Origin of the sequence: Vibrio sp. SCSIO 43140 (assembly GCF_023716585.1) — a bacterium.
Classification (GTDB): domain Bacteria; phylum Pseudomonadota; class Gammaproteobacteria; order Enterobacterales; family Vibrionaceae; genus Vibrio; species Vibrio maritimus_B.
Window position 1 is genome coordinate 3366464 of the sequence record NZ_CP071850.1, and the last position, 21683, is coordinate 3388146.

The 21683-nt window shown below is 46.8% G+C and carries 15 protein-coding genes; 4 read left to right on the forward strand and 11 right to left on the reverse strand.

The annotated features are described in order from the left end of the window. Nucleotides 1-11: 11 nt before the first annotated feature. From J4N45_RS16090 to J4N45_RS16105, 4 genes are all read right to left on the reverse strand, one after another. Nucleotides 12-596 (reverse strand): Maf family protein, encoded by a 585-nt coding sequence (locus J4N45_RS16090; RefSeq protein WP_252012495.1) that lies wholly within the window; start codon nt 594-596, stop codon nt 12-14. After that, nucleotides 586-1074, reverse strand: a complete 489-nt coding sequence (mreD, locus tag J4N45_RS16095) for a rod shape-determining protein MreD (RefSeq protein WP_042496399.1) — start codon at nt 1072-1074, stop codon at nt 586-588. The genes J4N45_RS16090 and mreD overlap by 11 nt, the downstream gene beginning before the upstream one ends. Nucleotides 1075-1091: 17 nt before the next feature. Beyond that, on the reverse strand, nt 1092-1955 hold the full coding sequence (gene mreC / locus J4N45_RS16100) for a rod shape-determining protein MreC (RefSeq protein WP_042473408.1): 864 nt from the start codon (nt 1953-1955) through the stop codon (nt 1092-1094). Nucleotides 1956-2016: 61 nt separating this feature from the next. After that, entirely contained in the window at nt 2017-3060 is a 1044-nt protein-coding gene (locus J4N45_RS16105) for a rod shape-determining protein (RefSeq protein WP_042473407.1), read from the reverse strand. A 342-nt stretch (nt 3061-3402) separates the two neighbouring features. Here J4N45_RS16105 and J4N45_RS16110 point away from each other — a divergent pair, with 342 nt between their 5' ends. After that, on the forward strand, nt 3403-5799 hold the full coding sequence (locus tag J4N45_RS16110; protein ID WP_252012497.1) for a metallophosphoesterase: 2397 nt from the start codon (nt 3403-3405) through the stop codon (nt 5797-5799). A gap of 12 nt (nt 5800-5811) precedes the next feature. On the opposite strand, the gene J4N45_RS16115 is transcribed toward J4N45_RS16110, so the two are convergent. The 6 genes from J4N45_RS16115 to J4N45_RS16140 are packed head-to-tail and all read right to left on the reverse strand — an operon-like array spanning nt 5812 to nt 16233. After that, complete coding sequence (locus J4N45_RS16115; protein ID WP_252012499.1) at nt 5812-9390, reverse strand: cellulose synthase subunit BcsC-related outer membrane protein; 3579 nt, start codon at nt 9388-9390, stop codon at nt 5812-5814. 2 nt (nt 9391-9392) lie between these two features. Then, nucleotides 9393-10505: a cellulose synthase complex periplasmic endoglucanase BcsZ gene (gene bcsZ / locus J4N45_RS16120; RefSeq protein ID WP_252012501.1), complete on the reverse strand. Its 1113-nt coding sequence runs from the start codon at nt 10503-10505 to the stop codon at nt 9393-9395. A 2-nt stretch (nt 10506-10507) separates the two neighbouring features. Then, nucleotides 10508-12727, reverse strand: a complete 2220-nt coding sequence (bcsB, locus tag J4N45_RS16125; protein ID WP_252012504.1) for a cellulose biosynthesis cyclic di-GMP-binding regulatory protein BcsB — start codon at nt 12725-12727, stop codon at nt 10508-10510. A gap of 9 nt (nt 12728-12736) precedes the next feature. After that, nucleotides 12737-15280 (reverse strand): UDP-forming cellulose synthase catalytic subunit, encoded by a 2544-nt coding sequence (bcsA, locus tag J4N45_RS16130; protein WP_252012506.1) that lies wholly within the window; start codon nt 15278-15280, stop codon nt 12737-12739. Nucleotides 15281-15282: 2 nt separating this feature from the next. Beyond that, the gene (locus tag J4N45_RS16135; protein WP_252012507.1) at nt 15283-16002 is read right to left on the reverse strand and encodes a cellulose synthase operon protein YhjQ/BcsQ; all 720 of its coding nucleotides are present in this window, start codon (nt 16000-16002) and stop codon (nt 15283-15285) included. A gap of 6 nt (nt 16003-16008) precedes the next feature. Then, entirely contained in the window at nt 16009-16233 is a 225-nt protein-coding gene (locus J4N45_RS16140; protein ID WP_252012509.1) for a hypothetical protein, read from the reverse strand. Between the two features lie 100 nt (nt 16234-16333). Between J4N45_RS16140 and J4N45_RS16145 the strand changes: the two genes are divergently transcribed. The 3 genes from J4N45_RS16145 to bcsG are packed head-to-tail and all read left to right on the forward strand — an operon-like array spanning nt 16334 to nt 19521. After that, entirely contained in the window at nt 16334-17746 is a 1413-nt protein-coding gene (locus J4N45_RS16145) for a BcsE family c-di-GMP-binding protein (protein WP_252012510.1), read from the forward strand. Beyond that, nucleotides 17743-17895 (forward strand): hypothetical protein, encoded by a 153-nt coding sequence (locus J4N45_RS16150; protein ID WP_234495176.1) that lies wholly within the window; start codon nt 17743-17745, stop codon nt 17893-17895. Before J4N45_RS16145 ends, J4N45_RS16150 begins: the two co-directional genes overlap by 4 nt. A gap of 3 nt (nt 17896-17898) precedes the next feature. After that, nucleotides 17899-19521 carry a cellulose biosynthesis protein BcsG gene (gene bcsG / locus J4N45_RS16155; RefSeq protein WP_252012512.1) on the forward strand — a complete coding sequence of 541 codons (1623 nt, stop codon included), beginning with the start codon at nt 17899-17901 and terminating at the stop codon, nt 19519-19521. Nucleotides 19522-19616: 95 nt separating this feature from the next. Here the strand turns inward: bcsG and csrD are convergent, their stop codons facing one another. Beyond that, nucleotides 19617-21608 carry an RNase E specificity factor CsrD gene (csrD, locus tag J4N45_RS16160; RefSeq protein WP_252012513.1) on the reverse strand — a complete coding sequence of 664 codons (1992 nt, stop codon included), beginning with the start codon at nt 21606-21608 and terminating at the stop codon, nt 19617-19619. Nucleotides 21609-21683: the final 75 nt, after the last annotated feature.

Genomic DNA, 21683 nt, shown 5'->3' on the forward strand with positions numbered 1-21683 from the left:
CCTCAATATTTTTAATTATTTATAAATTCTTGCAAGAGCTGGTCAGTTTCATACAGTGGCAGTCCCATAACAGCGTAATAACTGCCCTCGATACGAGTGACAAAACGCCCACCTAATCCTTGGATACCATAACTGCCAGCTTTATCTTTGGGTTCACCGCTTTGCCAATATTGTTCTATTTCTTGTTCGCCAAGGGGTTTGAACCATACATCGGTCGTCACAACCACCGATACTTGCTTTAATTCGCTTACTACACTGACCGCTGTCAGTACTTGGTGTTTTCGTCCGGACATGCTGCTGAGCATAGCTCTAGAGTGACTGAAATCACTCGGTTTTTCTAATACCGTCTCGTCAAGCACGACGACCGTATCAGAGCCGACAACCACACTATTGGGCTTGCTTAATGCTAACCCGGCTTGCGCTTTTTCTAGCGATAGGCGCTCAACATATTGCTCAGGTGACTCACTCACCTGCTTTTGCTCTTCAATGTCTGGGCTGACAATCGAAAAATCGTAACCCAGTTGAGTCAGTAATTCACGGCGCCTAGGTGACGTCGACGCCAATACAATATTCAAAGAGTGAGCCCTATCTGACATGCCAATGCCTTCTTACACGGCGCAGCAGTAAAAACATCCATGGCCAAAGTATACAGTTAATCAGACCGCTCCACAGCGACATCGGATTAAAAGTCACGTCTTGGATCAAATACTCGCCGAAAAAGATGCACACTTCGAGCACCATAGAAAGCAATGCCATGATGGTTGCCTGCTGCCATAGCGCCATGTTCCTGAGTACTAAGAAGTTTAACGCTATAACGTAGACGACAATCGACATCATCATTCCGCGGATACCTAGCGTAGAGCCGACAAGCAGATCCCAGACTAAGCCGACAAACAGAGCAGTACCCACATTGACACGATGCGGCAAGGCCAGCACCCAATAGCCGAGTACTAAAAACAGCCATGAAGGACGGATGAAATCCAATACGCCAGGCCAGGGAATAGTTTGCAGAACGAGTGCGACCAACAACGATGTGCCAATCACCATATGACTGCGAAATGAACTGTTAGCCATGATTGTGTGTTAATCCTTTATTCTGCATTGAGGATATCTTCCACTTCTTGCTGTTGCCTGTCGTTATTTGGCCAGATCAGCAGTAGGTAGCGTAATCTGTCAAAATCCACTACCGGCTCCGCGACGATATTGGCAAACTCTCGGCGATTGTCACGTTGAACCGATTTGACATGAGCCACCGGGTACCCCTCAGGATAGATGCCACCAAGACCAGAGGTGACGAGTAGATCGTCAGGCTGAATATCCGTACTGGTTGGAATGTGTTCCAACTGTATTTCATCAATGGATCCATTACCTGACCCAATAACACGAATATCATTTCGGATAACTTGAACTGGAATCGCGCTGTTCGAGTCAGTGAGCAACATAATTCGACTGTTGTGAGCACCAACAAAGGTAACCTGACCGACAATACCGTTCTCATTGATCACCGGCTGACCTTCATAAACGCCATCAATGCGGCCTTTATCGATCACCACTTGGTGGCGATACGGAGAGGTATCGACCGCCATTACTTCGGTGACAACTTTCTTCTCGTCTCGGACAAATGATGAGCCAAGAAGTTCTCTAAAGCGTTGGTTTTCTTCACGATATTGATCAAGCAAAATCAAATCGCTTTTTAAGCGAAGCACCTCTCGTTTGAGGTTAATGTTTTGCTCTGCCAAGCCCTGACGGGTATTTAGGCGTTCATAAACGCCGTCAAACATCGAGCGAGGAAGGTTAGCCGCATATTGAATCGGTGCCACGGCACTGTTCAACAAGTAGCGAAAATTTGAGAATGTGTCTAAACGACTATCAGCCAGCATTAAGCCGGCTGATAATGTAACAGCAAGAAATAACCGAAGTTGTAAAGAAGGACCTCGACCAAATATTGGTTTCATGTACGCATAACCTTGATGTGGACTCTAGTTTTAGTGCCACACCAAAACTAGAGAGAAACCATTATTCTTCTGTAAATAGATCGCCACCGTGCATGTCGATCATTTCTAGCGCTTTACCGCCACCACGAGCCACACACGTGAGTGGATCTTCAGCGATAACAACTGGAATACCCGTCTCTTCTGTTAGCAGGCGATCTAGGTCACGAAGCAGTGCACCGCCACCTGTTAGTACCATACCGTTTTCAGAGATATCCGATGCTAGCTCTGGTGGACATTGCTCTAGCGCAACCATCACAGCAGATACGATACCCGTGAGTGGCTCTTGAAGTGCCTCTAGGATCTCGTTTGAGTTTAGGCTAAAGCTACGTGGCACACCCTCTGCAAGGTTACGACCACGAACCTCGATCTCTTCAACAGTATCACCTGGATACGCAGAGCCGATCTCGTGTTTGATCTTTTCAGCCGTCGCTTCACCAATCAAGCTGCCGTAGTTACGGCGAACGTAGTTGATGATCGCTTCGTCGAAACGGTCACCACCGATACGAACAGACGATGAATAAACAACGCCGTTTAGCGAGATAACCGCAACTTCAGTCGTACCACCACCGATATCGACCACCATTGAACCCGTTGGCTCAGACACGCGAAGACCCGCACCAATTGCCGCTGCCATTGGCTCATCAATTAGGTACACTTCGCGCGCACCCGCACCCAGTGCCGATTCGCGAATCGCACGACGTTCAACTTGAGTAGAACCACAAGGGACACAGACAAGTACACGAGGGCTTGGCTTAAGTACGCTGTTGTCATGCACTTGCTTGATGAAGTGCTGAAGCATTTTCTCAGTCACGTAGAAGTCAGCGATTACGCCATCTTTCATCGGACGAATGGCAGAAATGTTACCAGGTGTACGACCTAGCATCTGTTTCGCTGCATGACCAACGGCCGCAACGCTCTTCGCTGAACCCGCACGGTCTTGACGGATAGCTACAACAGAAGGCTCGTCGAGGACGATACCCTGTCCTTTTACATAAATCAGTGTGTTGGCAGTACCTAAATCAATCGATAGGTCGTTAGAAAACATGCCACGCAGTTTTTTAAACATATTCTTCGCTCGTCCTGCAAGAATTAGAAGACAAAAATTGCACTAAATGTACCAATGCCGCGCCATCACAGCAAGGCATTGAAGCAGAAACATTGGAGGAAACCCCCATTTTCTTACAGTTTCCTTACTTAACGCAAAAAATTCACAGGATTTATTGGCGAGATGCGATTAGCCAGCCTTCATAAATACGCTCAATGCCATCCCCTCGCCCTAAAAAAACCGTCTCGTTAAGCCGCGAATGCGAACCAAACCATAAAACCCACCAATAACGCGACAACATACGATAACCCGTGACCCGCAATCTGGTATTCTATGGGGATATTCCACCAGTTTATAATTACTATGAATCGTTCGCATTTTACTGTTCTGCTTTTGTCTAGTGCCTTAGCATCCGCCTCATTAGTTGGGTGTAATGACGACAGTTCGGTATCCCTGGGAGACCCAATTCCTACCGCACCAACCAAAAAGCATGGTCCTGACTGTGACCCAAGCGCAGTGTCACAAACCATTCGATTCATACACGTCGCAGACTTACATGGCCATTTTGGTTATCGAGAACAATTCTATAGCAAGATCAAACAGGCACACCTGTCTGCCCTTGACGACAACGCCTATACGCTGTTTACCAACGGTGGCGATGACTACGAAAAAGGTACGGTCGCAGAGCAATTGTCTGGGGGTTACGCGACACTCGAAGCAACTCAGGCGCTCGCATTCGACTATCGCGTTATCGGTAATCACGATTTTGCTTGGGGCCCTGAACAGTTATTAGAGTATTCAAGAGACGACGTAGCGACCGTGCTCGCGTCGAATACATCCTACTATGGGAACGATACGGAAGGCTTTAACGGTGTCGACTTTGCGATTGCAGAGGTGGGCTGTGTTAAGGTCGGATTTTTCGGTATGACCTCAGGGCCATGGAATGAACTAGACCAAGAAGTCACGCCTCCTGGCGATTTTATTGACGATTTTAGCATGCGTTGGGACTGGAACAACCGCGCAAGAGAGCTCATTTCAGCCTATGGTGAGCAGGTCGATTACATGGTTATGCTCAGCCACCTCGGCCACGGCACGGATACCGCTTTGGCTGAATTTGTCGATGGTATTGACCTTGTCCTTGGCGGGCATACCCATGACTCACCGACCACAACTCGTATTAACAACAGTACGGTTGTGTTACCTGACTTTAATGCTAAAGGTTACACCGACATTACGGTTACCTTTGATCTTGCCACTAAAACCGCGACGACGAGCGATCCTCAACCACAAAGTATTGCTGAATCTTCACCTATCGATCAAACCACTCAAACCAAGATCGATAGCATCATGGGAACCTATGCGCCAGACGCCAGCACTGAAATCGCAATTTCTCAAAAACAGCCCTCACGCGACCAAGTTCTCGACATCCTTCATGCCAGCCTGACCGACTTTACCGCTCCGAAGACAGCAAAACGTTACACAATTAACGCGAGTTTCCTCAACCGCGATGAGATCGAAGACAGCGAGATTTGGGCCCCTGGCTCATTGACACAAGAGGATTTTCACAACGCCTACCCGATTGAGCGCCAGCCGTCCAACACGCCGGGGTTCAGCGCCTTATATCAGGTCATCGTTAGCGGAAATGAGCTGATTAACATGATTGAATCTGACACTGAGCTTGCCTATCGAGGTCCTGCAGTAAACGATATTGATGTAACGGAGAATTACAACATTGGATTATTCAAGTCAGCGGCCTGGAATCCAGAGCTTTTTTTCAATGCGAGTTACTACACGAAGGAAGAAGCAGAACTAATAGCCGAAGCATGGGAGAGTTTTGATAACTATGCGCGTTCACGCACGGCGAACTGCTTATACCTCGATGCCGATGACCTACTGTTTAGCTGTGACCAAGATGCCCCCAACACCACTTCAATCTGGAATTTCTCAGACAGCAGTGACATCTTTGCCACAGAGCAAAATCAAGCCTCATCAGTGGAACTCACTGATGAACTTGGCGATGCTCTGCTCTGCGGTAGCAACTTGCTTAGCTGCGGCACCACAGAGTCACTTTCGGTTCCTGCACTGCCTGATGGTAGTATCGGCAACATTATCAAGCTCGGAGCCCTGACGGCGTTGAGCAATGGTCGTTTTGAGCTCTCGACACAACATGCAGCGAATGGTGATTTCGCGAGTCTTGACCGCATTTCGAATTACACCTTGGTCTTCGATGCTCTATGGCCAGCCAGTGACAAATACCGAGCCCTTGTCGATGCCAACGACGACGATGGTCAACCCAACATCTATCTCTCTCCAGAAGGAGATATTGGAGTCTCACCACAATATGAAGGTTATTTTGAGCCTAATACTTGGTATCGAATTGCCTTGGTATTTTTTGCATCCAGTGAAGGAGACGTCGCGTACAAGCTCTATGCCGATGGCGACTTTATTGCGTCTATGCGTTATGCCGGTTTGGGGCACTTTTGGGCGATGGACAGAAGTGGGCTTGTGCTATTTACTGATACAGCTGACGGTAAGTTTGAGTCGGGCGAGGTCTACCTAAACTCGCTCATGTTCACACCTCGCTCACTGACCAGCAATGATATTGCGGCGCTCGGAGGGGTGAAAAACGCCATTGATTACACCCCTTCCGTTCGCACACTTAGCCAATCAGTTGAACGTGCTTACCAAAATGCGCCAGTAGATTGGGCTCACAAGTGGGTCACACAGCGTGCCAAGTTCTTTAAGAACAGGGAAAAATAGCCAGACGGCGGACTAGAAATAGTCCGCATATAACCTTAGTGGATCCGGTTGAAGTCGTGCTTTGCGCCAGTTCGAATCAAAGTGATATTTGAGATAAACGTTAAAGACGCTTGGCTGGTAATCGCTCGCAAATTGCTGTGATACATAACCGACAAAACTCCAATGATCGCTGATCCGATATTCAGTATAAAGCTGCAAACCAGCACTGACCCCTTGTGATGTTGACGGAGACGTACCTGGAATATTGTATGGCGCATCAAACGACGCATTGGAGAATGAGACCGTTCCCCTCACTCCATAAGTCCAATCAAAACTATGACGTCGATAGTAGGAAACGGGCACAGAGAACGACGTATAGTTTTGCGGGCTGTAATACTTACCATGGCCAATAATCACTTCATTGACATTTTTATCGTATCCCATATAGAACACGGTGCCTCCTAACGAGAAGGCTTCTTCATCAGTACTGATAAAGTTGTAGTAAGTCCCGAGCATGCCTGACGTACGATCGTTATCGGCAACATTATTGCCTGTCAATTGATGGTATTCAAGATAACCCCAGACCCCATAGGGGCGACCATCATTCCATGAGGCACTCAATGTCGCACCAGTGCGAGTGACCCCGCCAAACTCCGTCGTCTCCCCTGTGCGCTCGGTAACAGATAGGCCCGAATAAGAGATCAAACTCGCGGTAACCGGACGCTTAGAGAGATTGCCTCTCAATGTAACATCTCCCCACTCGGTCACACCTTCGATACCACCAACCCAGTCTGTATAACGAAAACCAACGGGCGTAGTACCAATATCGGCTTGCCAGTTATCCGCTTCCCAACCAATCGAAAACGCCTGCCCTACTCGATCACGCTCAAATTCAACATTGGTATTGTAGTACGTCAAAGAGCCGCTATTGAGGTACACGCTATCGGTTCTAAGCTTAAGTCGACCGTTCCATTCAGGCATGGCAATCCCAAGCTCAAACGGGACGGTTAGGTACTTTGAGCCACCTGGAACATTATTAAATTCTGAGCCAACAATGAAATATGACTCGTGTCGTTCATCCAAACGATCCAATGTGGCAATGATATCATTGGTCATCCAATTGTCGTCTGCTGCACGATAGGCGCTACCGATATCACGGGTACGGTCGAGTCCGAGTCGCTCTTTGTCGTCCAAAAGCAATGCTTGGCGAGCATACTGTTTCGTCAATACGTCATTAGGCTGCTCAAGTGATGCTTCTTGTAGTTGCCAGTAATTAAAAGCGCTTAGCGATTTTAACGGCAAATGGTTGTTAAAGAAGTTGATATAAGGCTTATTGTTGGTTTGAAGCGCCATTGATAGGCTACTTACCACTTGCTCATCACTGAGTTCGAACACACGCTGAGCCTGAATTTCTAACACAGGGTCAACATATTCGGGTGAGGCGGCCAACCACACACTCATTCGGGCGTCAGAAATAGGAAAGCCTTCCTCTAAACACGCCAAATAAATCTCAGACGCCTGCTTGGTTTTCTGCTGCGCTAACAGTCTATCTGCTTCAAACAAGCTGTGTCGCTGAGTCATCGACGACGAGAGAGCATTCCTTCGTTTTGCCTCTTGATACACCGACTGATGGAACTTGGCATTATTCACATCAAACGCCGCTTGTGACATCAACTCCAGCTCGGGAATAGAGAGCTTAGCCACGTCGACAGCATCCATTTCAGCCTGTGCACGTTCATCAAATGGCGTTTCGGACCACAACACGATTGCACTAGGGCGATCCTTTTTCGCAACGTCATCAATGTAACGGAAGAGATCATCACCTCGTAACCCTTGTGCAGCAATTTGCTGGCGATAGTATTCGAGTTTCACTCTAGAAAACGTTGCAACTTCAGCGGCCGTCAGCTGCTGAGCCTCGGAGGCATTAATGACATCAAACGCTTCTCTCCAGCGTCCTTGACCTGATAGGTAGAGTACATAAGCATGAGTATGCTCACTATCTTTATGTGCCTGATAGGCGTTTGTCATCACCTTATCAGCCAATCGAGAGTTACCCAAACGTAATACTTGCTCGGCAATGTTTCTTTTTACCCAAGGTAAATAAGCGTTGCTCTCCAGTACCTTTCTGAACTGTTCTCGAAACTGTTCGTTACTTTCGGGTAGCTCACTGCTAGCGACCAGTTGGTCGTAGACAAACAAATGCTCTACCTCAGCGGCATACGCTTCAATTTGAGCTCGTTGAGATGGGCTCAGGGTGTTTAGCGCCTCGTATTCTCCTCTATTGCCCGTTTCAGGGTCATAGGTTTGCACCCACAACTGTATTGCTGAACTACTTGAAGGTTCTATCGTCAACGCTTTATTCGCGGCTTGGTGAGCTAACGTATACTCTTGTTGTCCAAGATAAATTCGCCCTTTGATGGTATAGGCGAAGGATTGTTGCGGATCGAGAGAGATCGCTACATCGACCTGCTGCATTGCTTGTGCATATTGCTGAGCACCTAAAGAGCGCCTTGCGGCATCAAGCGCTTGCCAGAAACGTACAGAGCGAATTTCAGCCTCGTAGAAGTCAATAAGGTCAGGCGAATCATCGAGTTTTTGTGCCTTTAGGAAGTAATCGAGCGATGTTTGGAAATCATTGATGCTGTAATAATAACGCCCTAAAGCTGTCAGGGTGTCTGGATCATTGGGATACTTGCGGTTGGCAGCGAGTAAGGCGTTCAACGTCGATTTGTTGTACTGACCTTGCTCAACACTCTCGAACGCAGCGAGCTTACCTCGATAAATCGGATCTCTTCTTAGTGTTTTTTCACGCTGCCAGTTCTGTCTTGCTGTCTCGTACTGCTGCTGAATAGACAGGTTTTCGGGGTGATAACTCGCAATCAGCTCAAACGTCTCCATCCACTCTTCGGACATGGGTTGAGTCTGCAGTTCATTCATCCACAACGTACTCGCGAACACCCCCAATCGGGAGTCATTGGCAAGCTCTCGATAGATGGCTAATGCCTCCTCCTCTCGTCCATAGCGGGAAAGGTGTCGAGCAAGACCCAGTCTAATTTCCCCTACGTCGGGAAAACGCCTATTTAATTCCTCATAAGATTCGAGCACTTCTTGTTCATACTTTGGAAACGTCGACTTTAGTCCTAAATAACTCAGTTCACTGCTAATATCAGGGCGATGAGGACCATAAAGCTTCTCAAACAGTTCCAACGCAGCTTCATTCTGACCACCACGCTGCAGTAACAGCGCCTGATTGTACTGGTCTTGTTGGGTGGAGTGTAGGGATAAGTAATTACCAAAAGCAGACACCAACTCTAAGTTAGTGCTCTTATCAAGCTTAGCAAATAACGCTTGTGCTTCTTGTAGCTGGTTATTTCGCACCAACCAACGCGCTTTCGCAAACACAGCCTCTGGACTATTTGGTGCAATAGCGAGCCAACGCTCTACCGCGCCTTCAACTAAGGTTTCATCTTGTTTGAGCTCACCAATCACAATCTGGTTTTCTAGCCAATCTGGCGCGTTGCTATAAAAGATCGATGGCACATCCACCGCCCAGACGGAGGTACTGAAAACGGTTAATGCTGTCGCTGCTATCTTAGTTGATACCGCCTTCACTGTTACTGTTCACCTTTTTCAGCCCAAGGGAGCGATAGCTCACCCGTATCGCTAAAGCGATACTGGTTGTCATACCAACCCAAACCAAACAATGCCAACACGTTGTTGTAGTACTCATCGTTGCGATCCGTTACTAGATTTGTGCGGATACGATTTGCCCACAAGTCTGCCACGTCCGTTGACGAGTGAATCATTAGTAAAGGTAACAGGGCAGCATCAAAGCCCACAGGGCCTTTCTTCTCTAGCCTTCCAGTTTGAGCATAGGTGTTAAGCGGTGCAAAGCCCTGAGTCATCGACTGCTTCGCAAAAGACGTCAATGAATCGATAATAGGCTGATAACCATCCATTGCATTCGGCATCATACCCGCCCAAAGGTAGCTTCGAATGGCATTGTAGTTACCAATGTCGGTCGTCTGTTGGTCGTAACTAATGGCATTACCATCATATAGCAACCAATCCGGGCTAACGCCTTTCGCCTGACTAGTCGTCAAAAGCTTAAGTGACCCTTGATAAAGATCTTTCCATTCTCCTTTGGTGTCGCGCGATGCAAACGCCGCTAACAATGGCATTGGAGTATAGCTAGGGTTGAGCTTGACCTTACCTTGCAGTTCAAAGCCTTGTTTACCGGGTAAAAGCTGTCTGTTACCTGGCCCAAAAACGACCGTTTCTTCTCGCAAAATACGTTCAGCTAGCAAATAGCCGACATTCTGATAATAGTCATCACCCCATAAACGCCCAGCTTCGATCAAGGTATACGCAATCCACAAATCTGAGTCAGAAGCAGAGTTAGCATCGAGCACACCGTATCCCTGGCTGGTTTTTCCCCACAACCAAGCAGGAAGACGAGCGGTGAGATCACCCTGCGCCAAATTCTGTTGAGTCCAGTCATAAAGCAGATCAAACGCATTACGATCATTTGCCACCAGCGCAAAAAACAGGGCGTAAGACTGCCCTTCCGATGTCGTAATCAACCGCTTATCCGAACCATCGACAATGCGCCCTTTTGGTGTCATGTAAACCGCCTTGAAACGGCTCCAATCTTGCCATTCATCTGCGTGCACCACGGTTGTTGTCACGCTTAGCAAAAGAGCTAGGGTCGTAATCCAAGACTTCATAGCTAAGCTCCTTTATTTCCCAAACGTCGCTTGGCATAACGAGACAGCATTCGCCACATCAACATGGTAAATGCAACGACCAACAACAAAGCCACGGCAACCATTAGCATTGGGCGATCAGAAAAGTGATACCACACAAGATCGAACAGTGGCAGTTGACCTACGTAGTAGTAATCGCCTACTTGATGACTAGTGATGTCATTCTGAGTGATGGCAACTGCAGAGCCACTAATAGTATCCGCTCGCGCATTCATTGCACCAAAGAGCAATGGCACCGACGCATCATTACGGGCCGACAAAACAGTAACGGTGCGCTGCTTAGTCAGTGGAGACTCGAAACTTGCAATAGAGGCAAACTCACCGCGAGCTCGCACGTTGGCACTCATGGTTGCCTGGCGACCAGATAAATTCGCTATGCCCTGCGCTTGCGGCTTCTCAGAAACTGCAGTGGCTTCAATGAAACGCCCTAACTCACTAGAACTCACATGCGCTAAGGACGTCGATGTCAGTTTGAATTTGTCAGCGGCCTGCACGCCAAGAACCAAAATATCTTTATCAACTAAGCTCGCTTCATCCCAATCTTCCAACAAATCGAACTGGTAGGCTGGGAGGCCCGTTTTTTTCGAGATTAAACCCACAGTATTCAATAACAGCTCGACCTCTTCGCTGCTTGGTTTTGGCGAAATCACAACGGATGTCTCTGATAAGTCCGCCATTCGTGAATATGGGAACCCAGAGCTCACAAAAGAGTGAGCATTTGGCATTCGGATGTAGTGAGGAAAGCCTGAGAAATCTAGCGTCGAATCACCGTCTACCGCCGCATAATAGATAGACGGACCCACCCCCTCACAGATCCCCGTTGACACGTTGGCTATCTGGAAATTAAACGCCACGGTATTATTCTCGGTGATTTTAAAACCTGGCAGTTGTGTTGATGAACGCGCACTAAACGACTCGCTGCCTAAGATAGGCACACGCCACGTATCTTGTTCCCCCTCGCTTTTATTCTCATCTAGCGGAAACGCACGCACAAAACGGTCATTAACCGAGATATTAAGCCGCGACGTTTTACTGCCCTTCAGCGGTGGCGAATAGCGATAGCTCAGCTTCATTGGAACGGTATTCGCGTTCCAAGTAAACAAGTCAGGAGGCAGAGTGAAACTCACTCGAATCGGCGGTAACTCAACGCCTTGTGATTCTAATTGATAGTTCCCCTCGATAAGCTCCGAGAACTTCACGGGTCTGTCAGTCGGTAGCCAATTGGGCGCATCATAGGGTTTGCGAGGTGCAACCTTATTTACACTGTTGATATACGCCACCTCCCCCGACATCAACTGACTACCGGCAACAAGCCCTTTCGCTGCTAACGCTAACTGCTCTTCATCTTTACCAAGTACTAGTAACAGCTTTTTACCCGGCGCGCTGGGGTGTGTCACCATCTGGATAGTCGGCTTAGTGATCTCTGGCAGGTCCTTAATTAACTCAGGGCGTTTGTCATTGGTCGCCAACACGATAGCATGATGGTTCGGCGTCTCTTGTTGGAATACAGGAAAGCTCACCTCTCGCCAATTTGCTTGGCTTGAAAAGTATGACGCCACCACTGACGCTGAGTGCAGGTTTTGTAAGCCAAAATCTGACGGCATTACGACTGGAATGCTCACATCTTTTAGATCACGAGCATCAAAAAAAGGCGCTGGAAGCAAACTGAGTTCATTGGCGACTTCAATATCGCGAACATCTAGAGTAATACGGCTCGCTGAGCCCAGCTCCCACCACAATGCAGGATCGCTAGCGTCACTGCACTCTTCATCAATGCGACCAATTAGCTCAAATTTAATCTGGTTGTAGTTCTTAAAAAAACGCCCATCTAGCTCAATCACTTTGGTTAACAGCGGCGAGTCGCTTTGCGCGAAATCCACCACATCCATCAACTCTTCGTTGAGATAGACACGTAAATGAGAGACACGAGCGCGCAACGCAGGAGATGGAGCGAACTCTAAATTCAGCGAGCCGCCAGTGATTATCTGATCAAGTCGTGATCCAAAGCCTAGATAAGCAGTGCCGCCACTTCCTTTTATCGAGATCGATGACGGACCAGCTATTTCACTGAAGGTATAGCTCACTTGCTTGGTCGAGGTATCAACAAAATCGGCCCACACTGAGGTCGACAACATAGATGCCGCACCTAGTAGTAACCCCGATAAAGCATGAATCAGTTTCATTCTTTGTTCCTATACAATCCAGCGAGGGCGATAAGAGGCAACGCTTGCCACCATATCGAACCACTTAAATACGACCGTTTTAACCATAGCAGGGCTAAATTCAATCATTTTCTTGATGCCAATCGCACTCGCGTAAAGCATGCTTTTCAAACTCTCTAATGGTTTATCTTGCTCATACGCTTGCTGCCACTTTGACCATGTATCAGAGCGAGCAAATGTACATTGCACAAAGCGCTTCTCTTTCTCCATGGTCATTGGTAATAGCTCTGCACCAATGACGCCATCTCGACTAAAACGGACGACACAGCGAAACGATTCTTTGATTCCATAACGCTCCAGGGCGACCAAAACTTCATCGCCGTTTTGGATATTAATGTTTGGGTCCACTTGCATTCCAAGACCGCTAAACGAAAAATCCTTTAATCTAGCAGGATAGTGATGACCCGATGTCGTCATAAACGAAACGGGATAATCGACATCAATTCGATGCGCCATACGTACCTGCTTCTCTTCTGCAGCTACAGCCAGCGCCACACCCAGAACAATGAGGTTGTACATCACCCAAAACAGGTTGACTAAAACGGTGGTGGTATCTGTAAACTCGTAGTCAAACAATCGGAAGATTCCGACAGCAAATCCTGTCAAATTAAGCAATAACAAACCAATAATGGGCTTACTGATGTCCCAATCAAAAAAGCGCTTATCAATCAACCCGCCTTTAGCGGTCACATTGAAGCTACCTTTTCCAGGTGAAAACAAGGCAACCGTCGTAGGAATCGCAATGTACCAAGCCAATACCGTCTCATACACTTCACCCCAAAAAGAGTGTCGATACTGACCTTGTATCCGCGAGTTCGCGACGTTCGCGTGAAACATGTGCGGCAAGACAAACAGCACAATAGCCAGCGCTGGCGCATAAATGATGTAGGCATCCAATATCAAGAAAGCCAGTGGCGCGACCATAAAAATCAAACGCGGTATACCACTTAAAAAGTGCATCATACCGTTAAGGTAACAAAGTCGCTGCTGCCAAGAAAGTCCTTTCCCAAACAATGGGTTATCCGTCCTAAAGATTTGAGCCATACCTCGAGCCCATCGGATACGCTGCCCGATATGAGCGGACAGACTGTCGGTAGCAAGGCCAGCCGAAATAGGCTCTTTGAGATAGGCACTGCGATAGCCCAAACGATGCATTTTGAGTGCTGTGTGCGCATCTTCTGTCACAGTTTCCACGGCAACACCACCCACTTCTTCAAGAGGGCCACGTCGCAGGATGGCACACGACCCGCAGAAAAAGGCGGCATCCCACATATCGTTACCATCTTGAATCAAACCATAGAACAAGTTGCCTTCATTTGGCAGTTGTCTAAAGCGCGATAGGTTGCGCTCAAATGGATCCGGCGAAAAAAAGTGGTGAGGGGTCTGTACGAGTGCCAAGTTATCGTCTTTTAAGAACGCTCCCATAGTGACTTGGAAAAATGCACGTGTCGGTATGTGGTCACAATCAAATATTGCAACATAGTCGCCATGAGTGCGCTTGAGGGCGTAGTTTAGATTACCCGCTTTAGCGTGTTCGTTGGTTGGCCGTCGGATATAGCCAACGCCAGCTTGCTCCGCAAACGCTTGAAAATCATCCCTTTTACCATCATCAAGGATATAGATACTGATTTTGTTTTTTGGCCAATCAATGGCTGTCGCTGCCAGAACGGTCGCACGAACAACTTCTAACTCTTCATTATAGGTAGGAATAAACAGATCGATACTTGGCCAAGTGTTAGAGTCCTCAGGTAACGCTTCAGGCGTTCGATTCAAAGGCCAGATCGTTTGGAAATAGCTGAGAAGCAGGACCATCCAAGAGTAGGTTTCCGCCATGAGCAGTACTAGCCCCAAGATCATGTCCAGATCTTTATCCCAGTTGATAGTCGATGAATATCGCCACCAGAGATAGCGACACGACGCAATCAGTGACAAGATGATAAGCAACATATTAGGCAGACGCCCTTTGACGCCCCGAACAGAGGCAGCCACTACTGCGAGTACACTGACAAAAACAACCTGGGCAGTTATCGAGAAAGGCACTGTCAAGCAAAGTGCGGTAAGAATCAATAGGACGGCATAAAGCAAACTATCTGGCACAAAATGGTTGGCACTGCGTTTTACTCCTCGCCCTTCAAGCCTATCATCAATTTTTGTCACAAGACGCGCAGATAAGCGCCGACATAGCCCAAAGAAACGAGCATTCATTGCTCTTATCGCATTGAAGTGACGCGTTAGGGTCCAATCTTTCCACGTGAAGTCTTGCTTGATAACCGATAACCAAAAGATTTGTATACAGAGCCTAAGATTGTCGCCAAAACCAAATTGGTTCATGTCTATCTGCGGAAAGTAGCGATCCCAATCGGATCGCGAGGGGATTTGGCGCGAGAAAGCGACCACAACTAAGAAGCAAAGCAGTGGCAACGTATGACGGTTTTTCAACGCCATTTCAGATACTTGAATAGACTCTGAAAACTGACGAAGCAGATCGAGTGAAATAAATCGAGCAACAAACATGTTTATGAGCGTAGCTGGTTCTTTTCTATCTGAGACAACAACACGGTTGCCAATTGCCTAAATTCCACCGCCGCATTTGAGCGCTTTGCCGCGGTCATCACATTACCAAGCATGGCAAAGGCTTCTTGAATAGCAATATCAAAGTAAAGATGAGCAGAGATCAATCGAGTGCCAAGCGTCTCTTCTAGGACGAGTGTCATATCTCTTGATAGAGCCATATCATGACGACACTGATTGAGTACGAAATAAGTGGAAGGGTCAGCCTTACTTAGCTGTAAAAAGCGGTTGAGTAACGTAACTGAACTCGGCGTCGGATTAACAACATTAATCGTTAACAGAACGCTCTCCACAGCTGCAGCGACAAAGTCATGATGCGCAGAGACAATTATGATCTCAAACTTATCTTGGGCAGCGCCCAACATCTCGGACAAACGAGAGCGGTACTCCGCAGGCTCTAACAAAGTGCTTCCGTGAGGCAGAAAATAGCTGCCAATCGGGTCTTTTAAGAGCGCGCTTTTCCAACTGTCGCCGCTCTCAATGGCATCTGTCCAGCCCAAAACATTTTCAGTTGAATGACCAAACCAAGGACCAATGAGGTTTTTAGCGTCCAGGTCTATCAGCAGTACTTTATGCCCTAATACTGTATAGGCAGCTGCGAGATTAGCAGCGACACTGTTTGCTCCTACTCCAGCATGAATACCTTTGACAAGTAATACGGACATATACGTTTACTCTCCTTCAAGCAACGACTCTGAAGACGGCTCGATTGGGTTCTCATGCAATACCAATGATTTACCTTCTTTACTGGCTTGCACTGTTTGATTTGATTGCAAAAAACTCCATTTACTTTGCGATGATTCTAATTCGTTTTTACGTTCCAAGTTCTGATAACCAGTTGATGGAATACCGTACGAATTATAGATTTGTTCTACATCGGCGGTGTGTTTTTGCATTACCTTATACTACTCTCAATAAGATAAGTTTGTTCTAAATTTGAGCGAATAGTACACTAACACACAACTAATATCACTACTATGAATGGTAAATAAGCAAATGATTCAGCAGATCATATACATTAACTCCTGGGAGTCATTGGAAAATTTGTTGATGCAGGGCGAAAGATTCCCACTTTTCGAGTCGAAAACTGGTTTATTTACCTCCCCATTAAGTAAGGACTTTCTTACAAAAAGTGAACATTTAACCGCAAAAGGCAGCGAGTTCATCAATCAAAGCTTTGACCATATCTTTCTATCAGAGCAGGGGCTGTCTATCTCTGACTTTCTTGATGATCTGTCAAGACTCCCTTTTAATAAGGATATTCAAATAGTTATATTGCTTGATCTAAGCCAGAGCGCAGATTTGGATGTAAAATTTGCGATCGAGCAAGCAACAAATAATTTTGTGGATATTACTTTTTTGTTAATAGACATTAATAATAAACACGATGTAAACGAACATAAGGCAAACTTGCGAGGCAACTCTATATTTTTGGGCGAACTTAAAACCCTTAAGAAACAATGTTTTTTAAAGATTTCCCTGTACCAAAATGCCAATACTCGCATTGAGAACAAGCTTTTTGTGTTAACTACAGATGGTGACTATCAGCAGCGAAATGTACTTCCGGTACTTGTCTCTTCACTTGCAGCCAGCAGTGAATTCCTACAAACCCATGGCTTTCAATCTTTTGATAATTTCAATTTTCCCAATGCCATTATCGAAAGTAGCAATGCATCTGTCGTCGTACTTCCATGTCGTGGTTTTGGCGATATAGGTCGCGTTGCTGAAACTATCCTCGAAAGTAAAAACCTTTACGGTGAGAGCATCCACTTCGTAGTCAAAGAGTTAACACCTTGCATTCGATATAATGATTTTCATATGCTAATCACTGCTGGTGCTCAAAGTATTGTCGAGCATAATAAAAATGAAGCAGCTCTCTATGATCAAGTTCGCCTTGCGTCGTTAACGAAGATGGAAGCTAGCTTCCTAAGTATGCAAAATCTACTGGAGCAGTTCGAAAGCCCAGTAAGCGAGAGCGGCTTCATCAGTTACAGTGACTTTAAATCGATAACACTGGATGCGATTGAACTTTGTAAGAATACTCAAATTGAGTATGCGCTTGTCGAATTAATTCCATACTCTTCAGTGCCACTCAATGAGGTAGTCTCGTATAGTAAGATGAAGCGGAGAGGAGACATTGCCTGCCAAATCGATGGTCGTGTCTTGATCTTTTTCAGCTCGTTACGCCGATATGAGATACACCAGGCTTTGCTCAATGTCTTCGCAGTCGCGCCAAGCGAGTTGTTCATCGACGAAATACAGCTGACAACGGCAGAAACGATCATCGACCGACTATCCAACCTTCAGGCAATCGACTACCTTGATAAAAGTGAGACCGATACATTGGAGGCTGATACGGCTATACCTATGAGCCGTTATGCTAAACCTGTCATTTGGGATGACGTATGAACATTGAAGACTTTCTGATTGTCGCTGGCTTGTTTACCCTTGTTGGATTAGCCATCGGCATTGTTGCGCCTAGTGTGTTCAGGATAGTCGCTAGACTTATTTCCCGGCTCAGCAAGCGCCCAAAACACTTAAGAGAAACCAAACTTTAAACCATGCATAGTACTAAGCCCATTGTTTCCATTTCCCTAGGCTGGTGGACACTCTACTTTGCGCTGAAGCTGGCCTTATACGCCAGTGATACATTGAATTTTTCTCCTTTGTACAACTTCAGCTTGCTTTGCTTTATCGCGATCCCTCTTCGCTCTCGTTGGCTCAACATAGCTAGACACTGTGTTGCCGTCGTATTGGCACTGCTTTTACTCCATCATGACTCCTATTTACCACCAATAGAACGCCTGTTTAGCCAATGGGATCTTGTCAGTCAATTTGATACCGCTTACCTTTTTGCTTTGGCAAAAGATTTTGTCTCGGTCGACTTTTTGTTGCTCGGCTTCGTCCTATTTGTGGCTTACCTTTATCTCAATCAGATCTTACGTCTATCGACATTCGTAGTTTTGGGTATGATCGTAGCGTCTATTCCAAGTTCCTTCTGGCAAGTCTCCTTCACGACCGCCTCTCCACTCGAAAAGACTGAAGTTCAGCCCGCTGGAATATCGCCAGAGACACCGCAAGTGGCGATAGATACTTCATCAGAGGGGCTCACCAACTACATTGGTCAGTTTTTCAATCAGCAAGCATCAAAAACCTCAACGCTAACCAGTATTGATGCACTTGCAGAGCAGCCTAACTTCGATATTTTATTCCTCAGCGTTTGTTCACTGGCTTGGGACGATTTGGAGTACTCAGGCAACATCGATCATCCGATATTTAAAGAGTTCGATATTCTATTTAAGAAGTTTAACTCTGCCACATCGTATAGTGGCCCTGCCGTTTTGAGGATCTTGCGGGCTAACTGTGGTCAGCAATCTCACGCAGACCTGTTCAATGATAATCTCACTCAACAGTGCTCACTGTTCGATCAGCTCGCTCGCCTTGGGTTTAGCAAAGAGGTTTTCATGAACCACGACGGCAAGTTTGACGGTTTCAATAAGCACATTGCCAACAACATCGGTAGCTTCTCACCGGCCGTCGATATAGAGACGATGTCGCCGTCGCAATACGCATTTGATGGCACCAAGATATACAGCGATGAACAGATTCTCTTGCAATGGGAGCAACTTTCACACGACAAACCGACAGTGAGCCTCTACAACACGATCAGCATTCACGATGGTAACCGCGTTGTTGGTCAATCTGGCTCTCGCTTGGTCACTTACAAACGCCAACAGAAAATTCTGCTGGATGAGTTGTATGCCTTCTTCCAGTCACTAAAAGAGAGCAAGCGAAACGTGGTTGTCGTATTGCTTCCGGAGCATGGCGCAGCCGTTCGGGGTGACCGTATGCAGATATCGGGAATGAGAGAAATTCCCACAAAAGCAATCACTAACGTGCCTGTCGGCATTAAGTTTTTTGGTAACGCGTCTATCGACAACCGTACGCAGTTAGATGTCGAAGAACCCGTTAGCTTCTTAGCCCTTAGCGATCTTCTTGCCAATATCGTCACGAGTGACATGTACCAAGGTAAGTCGACATCACTTGCATCGCTTACCCAAGGTCTGCCGACAACACCAGTCATATCTCAGAACTCTGGAACCACCATGCTCGAAGTGGATGGCAAGCAGTTCTATAGCTTTGACGATCAATCTTGGACTGAGTACAGACCCCGCAGTAATTAAACCGACACGGTTACGTTCCTTGCATAACAAGCATAAAAAAAGAGCTCTATCTAGCGAGATAGAGCTCTTCTTCAATGACTTTGGTTTAATCTTAACTAAGAGCGCTTCCAGCGATTTCTGCGTCCAGGTTTGATCGTTGCCGCTTTCGCTTTAACTTCCGGCAGCAACTGAGTTTCAGCGGCGAAATAACGCCCCTGACCTCCAGTAACACCCAGATCTATCAATGTGTGCCACTCTTTCTTAGTTTCCACGCCAACCGCAATCACCTTGGTTGGGGCATCACCACACGCACCAACCATACTTCGCACGAAGAGCTGGTTTTCATCTCGCTGATCAATGCGCTTGACTAGGCTGCGATGCAATTTGAGGTAGTCGACTTTTAAATCTTTTATGTAGTGCGTGCTGACAATCGAACGTCCCGCTTGCCCAACGATCACGGTGCACCCTAGCCCAGAGAGCATTTTAACCACATGACGAATATAGTCGAGATGCTGCACTAAGCGAGCCTCTGAGAACTCAAAGCTCAATTGCTTTCTGACGCCAACCGGTAGTTGCAGTAACTCATCTCTGAACCACTTGAAGTAGTTCTTGTTGGCAAATGGCACCACGTAGACATTAATCGAAACGGGCAACGTAATCTGGCCTTGCTTGATACTTCTAAATAGCTTGCCCAGTACTGCTCTATCAAAGTTCGCCTCATAACCGACTTGAAGCAGAGCCGAATGGAACCTAGACGCCTTCACCGTTCCTCTTTCTGGATCATCGATTCTGGCAAACAGCTCTTTGTGAATCGTATTCAGCTCTTTGCCTTTCTCGTACAGATAACAGGGCTGAGCATAGATCAACAAATTCTCTGGCAACAAGGCTTTATCAAATAAGGTTCTCCAGCGGACGCTACCACGCTCATCAAACGGTTGGGCTTGCTTTTGGAATCGACTCCAGTTATTAACTCGCTGCAGTTGAGCGCTCTTAAGAGCCGTTTCCGCCTCTTCCATGATGCGTCCTCGACGCTCCCCTTCGGAGTACATACTCACCCCGATATGACACCAATTATCTTCATCAAGAGGCGCAGGCGGCGGTGCCTTCTCCATTTGGCGAATACACTGGCTCGCCAGGTTCGCAACGTCTTTACTGCTTTGATGTGGGATAAATATGGCAAAATCTGCATCGTAGTAACGAGAGAATATGGCATCTGGGTATTTTTGAATCGATTGAGACAATACCTCTCCGACCTCAATTAAGAAGTCATCGGCAGCGGATTTACCTAACTTTTCCTGCGCCTGTTCCCAGTCCTCAATGCGGAATAAGATGACACCACCCTGAGCGCCACTTTCTTGCAAAGCTGACTCCAGCTTACTATCAAAAAGCATACGATTGGCGCTGCCAGTCAATGGGTCGAGGAAGGTTTGAGTCCTAATAAAGGTATCGAATCGACTGCGCTCTTGGCGCGCATCCTGAAGCTCTTCAATTAAGATATCCAGCGCTTCACTGGCGGTGTATGGCCACTCACGCTCATCCCCTTTAGCGTATTGTTCAACACGCCCACCGAGGATCATACGCCCCCGCTCTTCGAGAAGCTCAGAGCCGACTAACTGCTGCCGCAGCCATTTCACGCCTTGCATTAAGCAAAATACAATCAAGCCAAATGCCAGCGTCACCGACCACATGGCTTCTATCGAATAGCGAACATCTAAATAAGGGGGTAAGGCGACAAATTCTACGCGGTAGCCTTCATTTCTCTCGAGTTCGAAGCCTTGCTTGTAGACAATGGTTCTGTCTATGGTTGGCGAAGTATTCTTATATCGGTAGACAATACCGGCTGATGAGAGCAGTTGCATCTCTATGATATTACTTGCCTGAAGCATTTTAGGCATCCAGCGCTGCATCATGTACGCAGCATCTGGGTCTTCAAGCTCTTTATCTATCACCTTAACAATCCCTGCTAAGTGGTGATTTAAATACTCTTGTCCCATTCGCTTAATCGACAAAGTGCCACCGACAAAGAGAATAAAGACCGCACTCATCACGATCACCGTAACAAAAGCGACCAAGCGCGTGCTCAGCTTGAGAGTGGGAGTTTGCCTCATAGGTTGTCAAAGTCCTTTTTGAACAGAGAAATAGCCAGCTATATTAATGTTTGTTATATCAAATTTAACCAAAAC

Coding starts and splice junctions, on each gene's coding strand:
- J4N45_RS16090 (WP_252012495.1), bottom strand. CDS start 596: ATGTCAGATAGGGCTCACTCTTTGAATATTGTATTGGCGTCGACGTCA.
- mreD (WP_042496399.1), bottom strand. CDS start 1,074: ATGGCTAACAGTTCATTTCGCAGTCATATGGTGATTGGCACATCGTTG.
- mreC (WP_042473408.1), bottom strand. CDS start 1,955: ATGAAACCAATATTTGGTCGAGGTCCTTCTTTACAACTTCGGTTATTT.
- J4N45_RS16105 (WP_042473407.1), bottom strand. CDS start 3,060: ATGTTTAAAAAACTGCGTGGCATGTTTTCTAACGACCTATCGATTGAT.
- J4N45_RS16110 (WP_252012497.1), top strand. CDS start 3,403: ATGAATCGTTCGCATTTTACTGTTCTGCTTTTGTCTAGTGCCTTAGCA.
- bcsZ (WP_252012501.1), bottom strand. CDS start 10,505: ATGAAGTCTTGGATTACGACCCTAGCTCTTTTGCTAAGCGTGACAACA.
- bcsB (WP_252012504.1), bottom strand. CDS start 12,727: ATGAAACTGATTCATGCTTTATCGGGGTTACTACTAGGTGCGGCATCT.
- bcsA (WP_252012506.1), bottom strand. CDS start 15,280: ATGTTTGTTGCTCGATTTATTTCACTCGATCTGCTTCGTCAGTTTTCA.
- J4N45_RS16135 (WP_252012507.1), bottom strand. CDS start 16,002: ATGTCCGTATTACTTGTCAAAGGTATTCATGCTGGAGTAGGAGCAAAC.
- J4N45_RS16140 (WP_252012509.1), bottom strand. CDS start 16,233: ATGCAAAAACACACCGCCGATGTAGAACAAATCTATAATTCGTACGGT.
- J4N45_RS16145 (WP_252012510.1), top strand. CDS start 16,334: ATGATTCAGCAGATCATATACATTAACTCCTGGGAGTCATTGGAAAAT.
- J4N45_RS16150 (WP_234495176.1), top strand. CDS start 17,743: ATGAACATTGAAGACTTTCTGATTGTCGCTGGCTTGTTTACCCTTGTT.
- bcsG (WP_252012512.1), top strand. CDS start 17,899: ATGCATAGTACTAAGCCCATTGTTTCCATTTCCCTAGGCTGGTGGACA.
- csrD (WP_252012513.1), bottom strand. CDS start 21,608: ATGAGGCAAACTCCCACTCTCAAGCTGAGCACGCGCTTGGTCGCTTTT.